Genomic DNA, 13,606 nt, shown 5'->3' on the forward strand with positions numbered 1-13,606 from the left:
AGTTCCTCTCGGGGCGGGCGGGCGGGTGCGGAGGCGGGGCGGTCGGGGTGGGGCGGACGGGGGCAGGGACCGGTCAGGCGGGCACGGGGTGGCGGCCGGGGTCGGCGCCGGCCGGACGGGCCCCCCGGGGCCCGGCGGCCCCCGCGGCGGGCCGCGGCCGCTCCTCGACCCGCCGCCGCAGGTCGCGGTGGACGGTGTCGGCCTTGTCGGCCATCTGGCTGAAGGAGGTGGCGCTGGCGATGCCGTGCCGCCACTCGGTCATCCCGTCGAGGTAGATCCCGACCTCGCACCGCTCGTCGGTCTCGGCGCGGAAGGCGCGGGTGACCGCGAGCCGGCCCTCCTCCCGGCGCAGGTGGGCGGCGAACGGGGCCAGTGGGGCGGGGAGTTCGGGCTCGGTGTAGCCGGTGCAGAGGATGACGGCGTCGACCTCCAGGAGCCCGGCCTCGCGGGTGAAGACCTCGGCCGTCTCCAGCCGGACGCCGGTGGCGGTGGCCTCGACGCCGGTGACCTCCGTGCGCCGGTGCAGGTGGAGCCGGTCGGCGCCGGTCAGCCGGTCCTGGTAGGCGGCCTGGTAGAGGGCGGTGGAGACGTCGGGGTCGACGGCGGAGTAGTTCGTCGCCCGGGCCTGGCCGAGGGCCCGTTCCCGGGCGGGGCCGCGCAGCCCGTAGAAGTAGTCGGTCGCCTCGGGGAAGTAGGCCTCGTTGCTGAAGTGCCCCAACTCGTAGAGGCGGAAGCCCTGGTGGCGGACGAGGGAGTGGATCTGCGCGGCGGGATCGGCGGCGGCGAGGTGGAGCACGGTCTCGCCGGCGGTCTGCCCGGCCCCGATGACGGCGTACCGCCGCACCGGCTCGCCCGATGCGGCGAGGGCCTGCATACGGGGCAGGAACTCCGACGCGTGGAAGACCCGTTCGCCCACCGCGTCCGCGAACACGGCCGGTATGCGCGGCACATGGCCGGTGGCGAGCACGACGTTGCGTCCCAGGTGCTCGTGGAGCGTCCCGTCGCGCGGGTCGCGGCTCACCACCCGGGCGGTGCGCACCACCCCGTCGCCGTCGGCGACCGGCTCGACCCGCAGCACCTCCCGGTGGTACTCGGGCGCCGTCCTGACCTGCGCCGCCGCCCACTGCACGTACTCCGACCACTCCAGCCGGCTGACGTAGCCGCCGAGCAGGGTGAAGGGGTAGAAGCGGCCGCTGCCGTGCAGGAAGCGGGTGAAGGTGAAGCGGGAGCCGGGGTCGCGGGGGGTGGCGAGGTCGCGCAGGAAGTGGTGCTGGATGTCGGTGCCCGGCAGCACCTGGTGGGGCTGCCAGGCGGAGTCGGCGGCGCGCTCCAGGTACGCCGCGCGGAGCGCGGGGGCGCCGGGGCGGGTGTCGTCGTGGTCCTCGACGGCGGCGGCGAGCGCGATGCCGGAGGGGCCGAAACCGGCCACGACGACGTCGTGGACGGGCGGCGCGGTGGGGGTGTGCACGGTGTCCCTCCAACGGGTCCGCAGGGATGGCCGCGGGCACGGGCGTGCGCGGCGCGCGTGCGCGCGGGAGGCGCGCGGCACGCGGGGTGGGGGCCTGCCGGGGCCGGGCGGGCCGCCCCGGTGGTCCGGGGCGACCCCGCCGGCGGGGCTCAGCCGGCGGCGATCAGCCGCTCGGCGGGCGCGGGCGGGGCCGGCGGCAGCGGGGCGTCCTGCGGGAGGGCCCCGAGGAACCCGCCGGCGGGCGCCGCCGCGGCGGGGCGTGCGGTCCCGAGCCGGGCCGCGAGGGCGTCGGCGAGCCGGCCGGCGCGCAGCGACAGCAGGCTGAAGGAGCCGGCGTCGCCGATGCCGTGGCTGGACTCGCAGAGCCCGTTGAGGAAGACCGGCGGCAGCGACTCGCCGTCGCGCGGCCGGAGTTCGTAGTCCTTGGCGACCTCGAGGCGTCCGTCGGCCTCGGTGCGCAGCAGGTCCCGCAGCGGGGCGAGCAGCGGCGGGCAGAGCTCCTCGTGGGCGCCGGGGCCGAGGTTGCGGAAGCCGGTGGCTAGCACCGCGAAGTCCACGGTGTCGTCGACGGTCCCGCCGGTGTGCAGCTCGCGGAAGCGCAGCCGCACGGACCGGTCGGCGACCTCCACCGCCGTCGCCTCGTGGCTGCCGTGCACGAACAGCCTCTGGTCGCCGTCGAGTTCCTGCTCGTAGATCGCCAGGTACAGCTCCTTGAGCACGTCCCCGTCGGCCGACGAGTAGTTCGTGGCCCGCATGTAGTCGTCGAGTGAACGGCGGCTCTGCGGGCTGGCGTTGAAGTAGTAGTCGGTGAACTCCGGGAAGTAGCCCTCCTCGCTGAACGGGCTGGTGTCCTTCAGCCGCAGCGAGTGCGCCCGGCTGTAGGTGACGACCCGGGCCCGGGGGAACCTGCGGTGCAGGTCGAGGGCGAGTTCGACGGCGCTCTGGCTCCCGCCGACGACGGCCACCGCCTCGGGGTCGCGCTCGGCGGTCAGCGCCCGCAGCCGGGGCAGGTACTGGGTGAGGTGGAAGACGCGGTCGCCCGCCACCCGGTCGTAGGGGGCCGGCAGGTACGGGGTGCGGCCCGGCGCGACGACGAGGGCGCGCCCGAGGTAGCGGTCGCCGCGGACGGTGGTGACGGCGTACAGCTCCTCGCCGTCCACCTCGGTCCGCTCGATGGCGGCGGCCCGCTGGTCGCAGTCGACCAGGTGCGCGAACTGGTCGGCGGCCCACCGGATGTAGCCGGCGTACTCCTTGCGCAGCGGGAACTCCACCGGCAGGTTCAGGTGCCGGATCAGCCTGCCCTGCTCGTGCAGGTAGTTGAGGAAGCTGTAGCGGCTGCGCGGGTTGCGCAGGGTGACCAGGTCGCGGCTCGGGTGGTTCTGGATGTCCGATCCGTCGAGCAGCATGCCCGGCTGCCACTCGGGCCTGGTGCGGGCCTCCAGGAAGCGGGCCGTGAGCCCGGGGCGGTTCTCCTGGAGGGCGATGGCCAGGGCCAGGTTGGCGGGGCCGAAGCCGATCCCGAGGACGTCGACGACCGGACGGGTGGTGGAGGGCACGGATGTCTCCTGACACGGGGTTCGTGGGTCTCGAACGGGCACGACCACCCCCTCGGCGTGCGTGCGCGGGCACGGCGCGGCCCCCGTCCGGCGGAGCCGGACCGGTGGAGGGCGAAGGGGCCCGGCGCGGGGCGGGGCGACGGACGGGGCCGGGGCCCGGCGGGAGTGGTCCCGCGGGGCGGCGGGCGCGTCGCGAGCGGCGGCCGGGGGAGGGGTGGGGTCCCGCCGCCCGCGGGGCGGGCGGCGGGGGCGGGTCAGCGGGAGGACTCGGAGGGCTCCGCCGGCTCCGCGGGGCCGGCGGAGCCGCGGCCCGGAGCGGGGGTGACGCTGACGAGGAGGCAGGCGCAGGCGGCGAGGGCCGCGCTGGCCAGGGTGGCGACGGTGTAGCTGCCGGTCAGGTCGGCGAGGCTGGCGCCCGCCTGGCTGCCGATCGCGGTGCCCGCGGCGTGGATCGCCCAGACCAGGCCCATGCCCGTGCCCCGCACCCGGGCGGGCAGTGCGCCCGCCGCCCACATCGTGGTGGCGACGACCGTCGCCAGGTAGCTGATGCCGAAGACGATGCCGAAGGCCATCACCGGCACCGGCTCCTCCGCGACGCTCACCAGCAGCATGGCCGCGCCGCGCAGCGCGTACGCGCCGACCAGGACCGCCTTGATCAGACCGCGGTCGCACAGCCAGCCGGCCAGCAGGCCGCCGGCCACCTCGAAGACGCCGAGCAGCACGATCGCCGTCGAGCTGGTGGTGTCGCCCATGCCGTGGTCGTGGACCATCGGCACGAAGTGCACGTCGATGAAGGCCATCGTCACGCCGCAGGAGAAGAACGCGACGGCGAGCACCTTCAGCTCCCGCACCCGCACCGCGGCCTTCAGCCGCTCCCCGAACGTCAGGTGCGCGACGGCGGCCTGCTGCGCCTTCTCCTCGGACTCCGTCGGCGCGTCGACGGCGACCTCGGCCTCGGCGCCCGTCAGGCGGGCGGAGCTGCGGGCGGTCAGCACGGCGAGCGGGGTCAGGACGAGCAGGAACACCAGGCCGGTGACGAGCAGCACCGACTCCCAGGTGGTCCCGTTGTCCAGCCACGACCACAGCGGCACGAGGACGATGAAGCCGACCGCCGCGCCGTTGGTGAGCAGGGCGTAGATGAGCCCCTTGCGGCCCTCCCGGAACAGCTCGTCCACCAGGACGCCGAGCGGGACGAAGGACAGCATGACGAAGGCGAAGGCCGCGACGACGCCGTAGACGACGATGAACAGCCACAGCTGCCCGGCGAGCGCGCAGCCGATGAAGGAGACGCCGGCGAGCGCGGTGCCGATGGCGAGGGTGGCGGCCCCGCCGACGCGGTCCGCGATCCCGCCGACCAGCGGCGAGGCGACGGCGGTGATCACCGCGAAGAGCGTGGTGGCGGTGGCCAGGGCGCCGCGTGAGCTGTCGAAGGAGTCGGCGATCGGCAGGAAGTACACCTGGACGGTGTTCTTCAGCGCCGACCCCGCCAGCGAGAGCAGGAACGCGGAGGCGGCGAGCAGCACCACCAGGAGGCGCACGCGCGCCCCCCGCGGGGGGGAGGAGGAAGGACGGAGTCCTGTGGAGGTCATGCCGGTTCCGTTCGGATGGGGGGTGGGGGTCAGGCCGCGGGCGCGGTGCGGGGGCGGCGCACCTGGTAGGGGGCGCCGGTCTCGTCGTAGGCCTGCCGGAAGTCGAAGGCCTCCGGGGTGGAGCCGAGGGTGTCGATGCGCGCCAGCCGGTCGCAGGCGTCCTGCCAGGTCGGGACGGTGCCCTCCGGCAGCCACCAGGCGGCGTAGAGCCGGTGGGGCAGGGCGACGAACCACTCGCGGCGGTTGCGCAGCGCGTGCAGGTGGAGGTCGGAGTAGGCGTAGGCGTACACCGACTCCAGGTCCTGCCACACCGACAGGGTCGAGGCCCGGGTGTCGGTGTCGTCGTCCCGGCCGCCGGTGTAGTAGGCGGGCGCGGCGAACATGCCCCAGTCGCCGTAGTCCCGGCCGAAGTTGGTCCACTTCGTGGTCACGGTGTCGACGGCGGTGGCGCGGGCCACGAAGCCGGGGGCGGTCTCGGAGGCGCCGAAGACGAGCGGCTCCAGCTCGTTGAAGGCGTCGTTTCCCTCGTGCGGGTAGGGGTGCTTGAGGACGGCGAACGTGGTGAACGCGACATGGGCCACGACAGGATTCCTCGGGTGGTGGAGGGCGGGCGGAGCGGACGTCGTCGTCCGGGCCGGTGCGTCGGAAGGCGTCCGGCGGCAGTCGAAGTCTGTCCATCCGCCGGTGGCCGTGTCACCGGATTCCCGCGGCACGAAAGCGCTTTGGCAGAAGTGTGCCGCCGCCCCGCCGTGCCGCGCCCGCGGTTCCGCCCTTCGCTAGAGCAGTCCCAACTCCATGGCGCGCTGGCCCAGTTGGAAGCGGCTGCGCGCGTCGAGGCGCTCCATCAGGTCGGAGATCAGCCGCCGTTCGGTCCGCAGGCTCACGCCGAGCCGGCGGGCGGCCGCCTCGTCCGTGCAGCCCTGGGCCAGCAGCCGGAGCAGCTCGCGGTACTGCGAACCGGGGTCGTGCAGGTCGCGCTTGAGGGGGGTGCCGAAGGGCACGGCCGTCGCCCATACCGACTCGAAGAGCGCCACGAACGCGGCCACCGCGCCCGGCTCCTCGATCACCACCGCTCCGCGCGAGCTGTCCTCGGGGTCCAGCGGGGCGAGCGCGGTCCGGGCGTCCACCACGAACATCCGCATCGGCAGCGACGGCACCACCCGGATCCGGTGGTCGAGCGAGAGCAGCCAGCGGGCGTGCTCGACGCTGCCGGGGTCGTTGCGCAGGCTGTCCAGGTAGATCGTGCGGGAGACGACGCCGCGCGCGGCCAGCTGCTCGGACAGCGGCCGGCTCGCCGCCCGGTTCTCCGGCGTCTGCGGGCCGCCGGGCGCGAAGCCCATCGTCTCCCGGCGCGCTCCGTCCGTCAGCGCCGTCAGCCGCCGCCGCACCGCGTCGAGCCCGACGAGCCGTTCGACCTCCGTCGTCGCCGGGTCGGGCGAGGCGGCCGCGTAGCTCTTGAGGAGTTCGGCCGCGGCGGCCCGGCTCGCCGTCAACTCCATCTGTCTTCGCGCCACTTCGGCCTGCTGCTGCGCGTACAGCGCCTCCAGCGCGAGCTGCGGTGTGATCACCCGCAGCCGGCCCCCGGGCCCGGTCCCCGCTTCGAGCAGCGACAGGTCGGCCAGCTGGTCGAGGGCTGCGCGGACCTGCTCGGGCGCCCAGTCGAGCCGCTCCGCGAGGTCCGCCACCCCCAGGTCCGGGTCCCCCAGCATCAGTCGGTAGAGCCGGTCGGAATCAGGCGTCAGCCCCAGAGCCGTCAGCACAGCACCCCCCATGTTGTGTGCCGATCATCACGGCATTTTCGTGCAACGGCAACATCGTGCCCGGATCGCGGACCATGGATTCGGCGTTTCAGGACACAGGGTGGGAACCATGCTCCTCCTGCCGTTCAGGATCACCAGCGCCCGCGCCCCGGCCGACTCGTGTCAGGTGCGACTCCTCTCCGAGCTGCTCAACGAGCGCCTCAGCACGGTCGGTTGGGCGGAACACCAGCGCATCCACGTCTCCCGGGCCGGCCTCGTCGGCGCCGTCTTCTGCGTCGAGCGCCGCCGCGAGGAGGCGCACCGCGCCCTGCCCGGGCTCCTGGCGGCCACCGTCGGTGCGATCGCCGCGCCGGCCGAGTGGCGCGTCGAGACCTACGAGTAGGCCGTCGGTCCGCGGGGCGGTCGGCGCCCCGCCCGGCACAGTCGTGTCAGAGCCAGTTCGTGCCAGCCGAAAGGCGCGACGTGAGCCATCCGGGCCGGAAAGCTGTGACGTGTCGCCGCGGCCCCCGCTCGCACCGGAGGGCCGGCGCACCCCGCACCGTGCACCGCGCACTCCGTTCCGCGCACTTCCGCACCTTTCGCCGCGCCCCACGTCCTCGTACCGCCCCGCCGTGCTCGAAGGAGCTCAGACATGCGTATCCGCGCTGCCGTCCTCGCCCTCACCGCCGCCCTCCTCGCCCTGGGCGCCACCGCCGGCCCGACCGCCGGCGCCGACACCGTCCGCACCGTCGCCGAGCCCGGCTGGCAGCGGCTCGCCCCGGCCGCCTCGGTCAACGAGCCCGGCTGGCAGTGACGGCCCCGCCCTCCCGGTCCCGCGTCCCGCACTCCCCACATCTGGAGCACACGATGTCCCTCACCGAATCCGCCCCGGTCACCCTCCCGCCGATCCCGAGCGCCCCGAGCGTCTTCGAGGCCCTGGAGTCGCGGGTGCGGAGCTACTGCCGCGGCTGGCCTAAGGTGTTCGACCGCGCGCAGGGCAGCCGGCTGTACGACGAGGACGGCCGCGGCCACCTCGACTTCTTCGCCGGGGCCGGCTCCCTCAACTACGGGCACAACGACCCCGTCCTCAAGCGCGCCCTCCTCGCCCACCTGGAGCGCGACGGCATCGTCCACGGTCTTGACATGTCCACGACCGCAAAGCGGGAGTTCCTGGAGACGTTCCGCGAGCTCGTCCTCGCCCCCCGCGGGCTGCCGCACAAGGTGATGTTCCCCGGCCCCACCGGGACCAACGCCGTCGAGGCGGCGCTGAAACTCGCCCGCAAGGTCAAGCGGCGCCCGACGGTGGTCTCCTTCACCAACGGCTTCCACGGCATGTCGCTCGGCTCCCTCGCCGTGACCGGCAACTCCGCCAAGCGCGCCGGCGCCGGCGTCCCGCTCACCCACACCGTCCCCATGCCCTTCGACGGCTACCTCGGCGACGACGTCCCCACGCTCGCCTACTTCGAGCGCCTCCTCGACGACCCCGCCTCCGGCCTCGACCGCCCCGCCGCCGTCATCGTCGAGACCGTGCAGGGGGAGGGCGGCCTCAACGTCGCCCGCGCCCAGTGGCTGCGCGACCTCGCCGCGCTCTGCGCCCGGCAGGACATGCTGCTCATCGTCGACGACATCCAGATGGGCTGCGGGCGCACCGGCCCGTTCTTCTCCTTCGAGGACGCCGGCATCACCCCCGACATCATCACCCTCTCCAAGTCGCTCAGCGGCTACGGCCTCCCCTTCGCCCTCACCCTGCTCGCGCCCGGGCTCGACGTCTGGGAGCCCGGCGAGCACAACGGCACCTTCCGCGGCAACAACCCCGCCTTCGTCACCGCCACCGCCGCCCTGCGCGCGTTCTGGTCCGACGACACCCTCGAGCAGCGCACCCGCCTCCTCGGCGCGCAGGTCGAGCGGGTGCTGCGCTCGATCGCCGCCCGCCACCGCACCGAGGTCGCCGGCGTCCGCGGCCGGGGCCTGGCCCAGGGCATCGTGTTCCACGAGCCCGGCCGCGCCACCCGCGTCGCCCGCCGGGCCTTCGACCTCGGACTGCTGATCGAGACCGCGGGGCCGCGCGACGAGGTCCTGAAGCTGATGCCGCCGCTCACGATCACCACCACCGAACTGGAGGAGGGCCTGGCGATCGTCACCCGCGCCGTCCACGAGACGGCCTGACGACGGCCTCGCCGCCCCGCCGCCCCCGCCGGCGCCCGCCGACCCGCCGCCCGCCCGACAGGACGAACCCGCGGCACGTTCGTAACCTGGAGTGATGGGTGAGGACGTACGGCTACGGGGAGTGGTCGCGCTGGCGCAGGGGATGGCCGCCGCCGTGACCGCGCAGGAGACGTGGCGCGCCGCGGCGGAGGGGGCGCGGGGCGCGCTCGACGGCAGCTTCGCCGCGCTCTCCCTGTGGGAGCGGGGCGAGGGCCGGCTGCGCGTCCTCGTCAACGCGGGGGAGCGGGCGGCGGAGGAGCAGGAGTTCCCCGAGGACGAGACCTACCCGGTGCACCAGTTCCCGGAGATCGCCGAGTTTCTGCACGAGCGGTGGTGCCGAGGCGGCGAGCCGCACGCCTGGGTCGAGACCAGCGAGGGGCCGGCGGGGCCGGCCGGGTACGTCCACCAGCGGGTCGCCGCGCTGCGGCGGCGGGGGCGGGGCTGCTGCGTGGTCGCGCCGATCGTGCTGAACGGGCGGGCGTGGGGCGAGCTGTACGTGGCGCGGCCGCTGGGCGCGCCCCTGTTCGGACGCGCGGACGCGGACTTCGCGACCGTGCTCGCCGCGGTCGTCGCGGCCGGGATCGCGCAGAGCGAGCGGCTGGAGGAGGCGCAGCGGCTCGCCTTCACCGACCCGCTCACCGGGCTCGCGAACCGGCGCGCGGTCGACCTGCGGCTCGACGAGGCGGTCGAGCGCCACGTACGGGAGCCGGGGGTCGTCGTCAGCCTGATGGTGTGCGACCTGAACGGGCTGAAGCGGGTCAACGACTCGCTCGGCCACGAGGTCGGCGACCGGCTGCTCGAACGGTTCGGGTCCGTCCTGTCCGTCTGCGGCGCGATGCTGCCCGGGGCGCTGGCCGCGCGGCTCGGCGGGGACGAGTTCTGCCTGCTCGCCGTCGGCGTGCCGGTGGAGGAGGTCGTACGGGTCGCGGAGGAGGTGTGCGCGCGGGCCGGTGAGCTGGACCTCGGCGAGGGCGTCGCCTGCGGGGTCGCCTCCACGGGCTACCCGGTCGGCGAGGTCACCAGTGCGCGCCGGCTGTTCCGGCTGGCCGATGCGGCGCAGTACCGGGCGAAGGGGGAACGGCTCGGGAAGCCGGTCGTCGCGGGGCGCGACGGGGGGGTGGTCGGGCTCGCCGACACGGCGGCCGAGCGGCCGGCGGGCGAACGTCGCCACCTGCGGGGGCGCGAGCGGTAGGAGGAGCGGGGGGTTCGCCCCGCACGCCCCCCTCGCGGCTCCGCGGGGGCCTTGGGCGGCTGGCTGCGAGGGTTTCGCGGCTCCGCCGCGGGTACCGGCCTCCGGCCGGTGGCCTCAATCGCCGGCCGGGCTGATTTTCTTGGCCTTCGTTCGCGGTCACCGTGCGGGTCGTGACACGCATCGATTCACTCCGTACGCTGCTGAATATGGATATGCAGCAGCCGCACACCGTCGTGCTCCACCCCACCGGCACCACCCCGGGCGACGTGCTCGCCGTGGCCCGCCACCGCGCCCGTGTCGAGCTCGCGCCCGACGCCGTCGCCGCGCTGGAGCGGGCGCGGGCGACCGTCGACGCGCTCGCGGCGAAGCCGGAGCCGGTGTACGGGGTGTCGACGGGGTTCGGGGCGCTGGCCAGCCGGCACATCGGCACCGAGCTGCGCGCGCAGCTGCAGCGGAACATCGTGCGGTCGCACGCGGCGGGGATGGGGCCGCGGGTGGAGCGGGAGGTCGTGCGGGCGCTGATGTTCCTGCGGCTGAAAACGGTGTGCTCGGGGCACACGGGGGTGCGGCCGGAGGTCGCGCGGACGATGGCGGACGTGCTGAACGCGGGCATCACGCCCGTGGTGCACGAGTACGGGAGCCTCGGCTGCTCGGGCGACCTCGCCCCGCTGTCGCACTGCGCGCTGACGCTGATGGGGGAGGGTGACGCGGAGGGCCCGGACGGAAGCGTGCGCCCGGCCGGGGAGCTGCTCGCGGAGCACGGGATCGCGCCCGTGGAGCTGCGGGAGAAGGAGGGCCTCGCGCTGCTCAACGGCACCGACGGCATGCTGGGCATGCTGCTGATGGCGCTGGCGGACCTCCGCACGCTCTACCGCTCGGCCGACGTCACCGCCGCGATGACCCTGGAGGCGCTGCTCGGCACCGACAAGGTGCTGCGCCCCGAGCTGCACGCGATCCGCCCGCAGCCGGGGCAGGCGGTGGCCGCGGCGAACATGGCGGCGGTCCTGAAGGGCTCGGGCCTCGTGGGGCACTTCCAGGCGGGCGAGGCGCCGCGGGTGCAGGACGCGTACTCGGTGCGGTGCGCGCCGCAGGTGGCGGGGGCCGGGCGGGACACGCTGGCGCACGCCGAGCGGGTCGCGGAGAACGAGCTGGCCGCCGCCGTCGACAACCCGGTGGTGCTGCCGGACGGCCGGGTGGAGTCGAACGGGAACTTCCACGGGGCGCCGGTGGCGTACGTCCTGGACTTCCTCGCGATCGCGGCCGCGGACCTGGGCTCCATCGCGGAGCGGCGGACGGACCGGCTGCTCGACCGCAACCGCTCGCACGGCCTGCCCGCGTTCCTCGCGGACGACGCCGGGGTCGACTCCGGGCTGATGATCGCCCAGTACACCCAGGCCGCCCTCGTCAGCGAGATGAAGCGGCTCGCGGTGCCGGCGTCGGCGGACTCGATCCCGTCGTCGGCGATGCAGGAGGACCACGTCTCGATGGGCTGGTCCGCGGCGCGCAAACTGCGGACCGCTGTGGAGAACCTCACCCGGATCGTCGCGGTGGAGATGTACGCCGCGACCCGGGCGGTCGAACTGCGGGAGGGTCTGACGCCCGCGCCCGCGACCCGCGCGGTGATCGACGCGGCGCGCGCGGCCGGGGTCCAGGGGCCGGGACCGGACCGCTACCTCGCCCCCGACCTGGCGGCGGCGGAGGCGTTCGTCCGGAGCGGGGCGCTGGTCGCGGCGGCGGAGACGGTGACCGGGCCGCTGGGCTGAACCCGCCCGCGGGGCGCGGCGGTCGGGGCCCGGGAGGGGCCCCGACCCCGGCGCTAGAAGGCCCGGCGCTGCTGTCGCGCCGAGAGGGCGACGAACCCCGCGCCGACCGTCAGGAAAGCCGTCCCGCCGACGACGTACGGCGTGGTGTCGACGCCGCCGGTCTCCGCGAGCCGCAGCTCGGACGCGGGGGCCGCGTCCGTCGTGCGCTCCTCGGCGGCGCCGGGCGCGCCGCGGTCGGCGGACCGGTTCGCGGCGGCGGTGGTGTCGCGTGCGGCGGTGTCGCGCGCGGTGGTGCTGGAGTTGAGCTTCTGGGACCCCCCTGGGGCGTCGTTCTCGCCCGTCGCGTTCGCGGTCGGGACGAACCACAGCCCGCAGAGCAGGGCTCCCGCGGCGGTGGCGGTCAGAAGAGGTCGGCGTACGGACGACACTCGATCGATCCCCTTATGGTGCTGGCGAATTGGCCGTCGTAAGGGCCGATGGTAGTGACCGCGACGGGGTAGAAGGAAGAGTTGGCCCGGGTGAGGATTCCGCTTCTTTCCGTGACCTGCCCCACGCGGCACACGTTCGGGTGATCATGGGTCGGGCCGGGTGGAGGCGGTTCGTTCCGCTTCGGCCGGGCAGGCGCGTACGGGGACCGTACGGTGACGTGGTGTTCGCCACATGTCCGGCGGACGTGGAACCGGACTTAGGGTGCAAGTGTTCTCAACCTGTGCGGGATCCTGATCGGGGGCCGGCGGCGACGGCGGCTCCCCAGAACGGCAACGATGGAGAAGTGTGTGATGACGGTAGCCAGGCGGCGGAAGGGCATGACCGCCCTGTCCGCTCTGCTCGGCGGCGTCCTGCTGCTCTCCGCCTGTAGTGGCGGGGACAGCGAGGGCGCCGGCTCCTCCGGCGGCGACAAGGGCGGCTCGAAGGACTCCCAGGCGGCGGTCGACGAGGCGGCGGCGAAGGACACCTCGGTCGCCCGAATAGCGATCACCCCCAAGGACGGCTCGGACAACGCGTCCATCAACAACGCCGCCAAGGTCTCCGTGACCAAGGGCACGCTCACCGACGTCACCATGGAGACGGCCGACGGCAAGGCCGTCGAGGGTGAGATCGCGGCCGACAAGAAGAGCTGGAAGCCGTCGGGTCAGCTGGAGCGCTCGACGACGTACAAGATCTCCGCCACCGCCGCCGACTCCGAGGGCCGCGAGGCGCACGAGAACGCGTCGTTCACCACCGTCTCGCCGGCCAACAGCTTCATCGGCAGCTTCACGCCGGAGGACGGCTCGACCGTCGGCGTCGGCATGCCGGTCTCGATCAACTTCGACAAGCCGATCACCGACAAGGCCGCCGTGCAGCAGGGGATCACGGTCTCCTCCAGCTCCGGCCAGGAGGTCGTGGGCCACTGGTTCAACAACCAGCGCCTGGACTTCCGGCCCGAGGACTACTGGGCCGAGAACTCCACGGTCACCCTGAAGCTCGCCCTGGACGGCGTCGAGGGCGCGGACGGCGTCACCGGCGTCCAGCAGAAGACCGTCACGTTCCAGATCGGCCGCAACCAGGTCAGCGTGGTCGACGCGAAGACGCACCAGATGAAGGTCATGCAGGACGGCAAGACCGTCCGGACGATCCCGATCTCCGCCGGCTCCCCGGAGAACACCACCTACAACGGGCAGATGGTGATCTCCGAGAAGTTCAAGGAGACCCGCATGAACGGCGCCACCGTCGGCTTCAAGGACGACGACGGCAAGGGCGAGTACGACATCAAGGACGTCCCGCACGCCATGCGGCTCTCGACCTCCGGCACGTTCATCCACGGCAACTACTGGGGCGCCGACTCGATCTTCGGTTCGGCCAACACCAGCCACGGCTGCATCGGGCTGAACGACGCGAAGGGCGCGAAGGACCCCAACCAGCCCGCCGCGTGGTTCTACGACAACTCGATCGTCGGCGACGTCGTCACCGTCAAGAACTCCGACGACAAGACGATCGCCCCCGACAACGGCCTCAACGGCTGGAACATGAACTGGGCCGACTGGAAGGCCGGCTCCGCCGTCTGACCCCTCCGTCCCGCACGCACCACGGCGGCCGCGCACCGGAACCCCGGTC

The 13,606-nt window shown here is 74.2% G+C and carries 12 protein-coding genes; 6 read left to right on the top strand and 6 right to left on the bottom strand.

Annotation, left to right across the window (positions count from 1 at the left end):
* Nucleotides 1-73 precede the first annotated feature (73 nt).
* From ACFWEG_RS15855 to ACFWEG_RS15875, 5 genes are all read right to left on the bottom strand, one after another.
* Nucleotides 74-1,468 (bottom strand): SidA/IucD/PvdA family monooxygenase, encoded by a 1,395-nt coding sequence (locus ACFWEG_RS15855; protein ID WP_387214860.1) that lies wholly within the window; start codon nucleotides 1,466-1,468, stop codon nucleotides 74-76.
* 149 nt (nucleotides 1,469-1,617) lie between these two features.
* Nucleotides 1,618-3,024 (bottom strand): lysine N(6)-hydroxylase/L-ornithine N(5)-oxygenase family protein, encoded by a 1,407-nt coding sequence (locus ACFWEG_RS15860; protein ID WP_387214863.1) that lies wholly within the window; start codon nucleotides 3,022-3,024, stop codon nucleotides 1,618-1,620.
* Nucleotides 3,025-3,278: 254 nt separating this feature from the next.
* A complete protein-coding gene (locus ACFWEG_RS15865; RefSeq protein WP_387214866.1) occupies nucleotides 3,279-4,613 on the bottom strand; it encodes an MFS transporter in 1,335 nt (444 codons plus the stop codon).
* Nucleotides 4,614-4,642: 29 nt separating this feature from the next.
* Nucleotides 4,643-5,194: a DUF3291 domain-containing protein gene (locus ACFWEG_RS15870; RefSeq protein ID WP_387214869.1), complete on the bottom strand. Its 552-nt coding sequence runs from the start codon at nucleotides 5,192-5,194 to the stop codon at nucleotides 4,643-4,645.
* A 195-nt stretch (nucleotides 5,195-5,389) separates the two neighbouring features.
* Nucleotides 5,390-6,373 carry a helix-turn-helix transcriptional regulator gene (locus ACFWEG_RS15875; RefSeq protein ID WP_387214872.1) on the bottom strand — a complete coding sequence of 328 codons (984 nt, stop codon included), beginning with the start codon at nucleotides 6,371-6,373 and terminating at the stop codon, nucleotides 5,390-5,392.
* Nucleotides 6,374-6,473: 100 nt separating this feature from the next.
* On the opposite strand from ACFWEG_RS15875, the gene ACFWEG_RS15880 reads away from it, so the two are divergent.
* From ACFWEG_RS15880 to hutH, 5 genes are all read left to right on the top strand, one after another.
* Nucleotides 6,474-6,755, top strand: a complete 282-nt coding sequence (locus tag ACFWEG_RS15880; protein ID WP_387214874.1) for a hypothetical protein — start codon at nucleotides 6,474-6,476, stop codon at nucleotides 6,753-6,755.
* A 249-nt stretch (nucleotides 6,756-7,004) separates the two neighbouring features.
* Nucleotides 7,005-7,166, top strand: coding sequence for a hypothetical protein (locus ACFWEG_RS15885; RefSeq protein ID WP_387214877.1), 162 nt, complete (start codon nucleotides 7,005-7,007; stop codon nucleotides 7,164-7,166).
* Between the two features lie 53 nt (nucleotides 7,167-7,219).
* Complete coding sequence (ectB, locus tag ACFWEG_RS15890) at nucleotides 7,220-8,518, top strand: diaminobutyrate--2-oxoglutarate transaminase (RefSeq protein WP_387214880.1); 1,299 nt, start codon at nucleotides 7,220-7,222, stop codon at nucleotides 8,516-8,518.
* Nucleotides 8,519-8,612: 94 nt separating this feature from the next.
* Nucleotides 8,613-9,749, top strand: coding sequence for a diguanylate cyclase domain-containing protein (locus ACFWEG_RS15895; protein WP_387214883.1), 1,137 nt, complete (start codon nucleotides 8,613-8,615; stop codon nucleotides 9,747-9,749).
* A gap of 206 nt (nucleotides 9,750-9,955) precedes the next feature.
* Entirely contained in the window at nucleotides 9,956-11,512 is a 1,557-nt protein-coding gene (gene hutH, locus ACFWEG_RS15900) for a histidine ammonia-lyase (protein ID WP_387214886.1), read from the top strand.
* Nucleotides 11,513-11,565: 53 nt separating this feature from the next.
* On the opposite strand, the gene ACFWEG_RS15905 is transcribed toward hutH, so the two are convergent.
* The gene (locus ACFWEG_RS15905; protein WP_387214889.1) at nucleotides 11,566-11,940 is read right to left on the bottom strand and encodes an LAETG motif-containing sortase-dependent surface protein; all 375 of its coding nucleotides are present in this window, start codon (nucleotides 11,938-11,940) and stop codon (nucleotides 11,566-11,568) included.
* 336 nt (nucleotides 11,941-12,276) lie between these two features.
* Here ACFWEG_RS15905 and ACFWEG_RS15910 point away from each other — a divergent pair, with 336 nt between their 5' ends.
* A complete protein-coding gene (locus ACFWEG_RS15910) occupies nucleotides 12,277-13,557 on the top strand; it encodes an Ig-like domain-containing protein (RefSeq protein WP_387214892.1) in 1,281 nt (426 codons plus the stop codon).
* Nucleotides 13,558-13,606: the final 49 nt, after the last annotated feature.

Origin of the sequence: Streptomyces sp. NPDC060194 (genome assembly GCF_042728285.1) — a bacterium.
Taxonomy (GTDB): Bacteria; Actinomycetota; Actinomycetes; order Streptomycetales; family Streptomycetaceae; genus Streptomyces.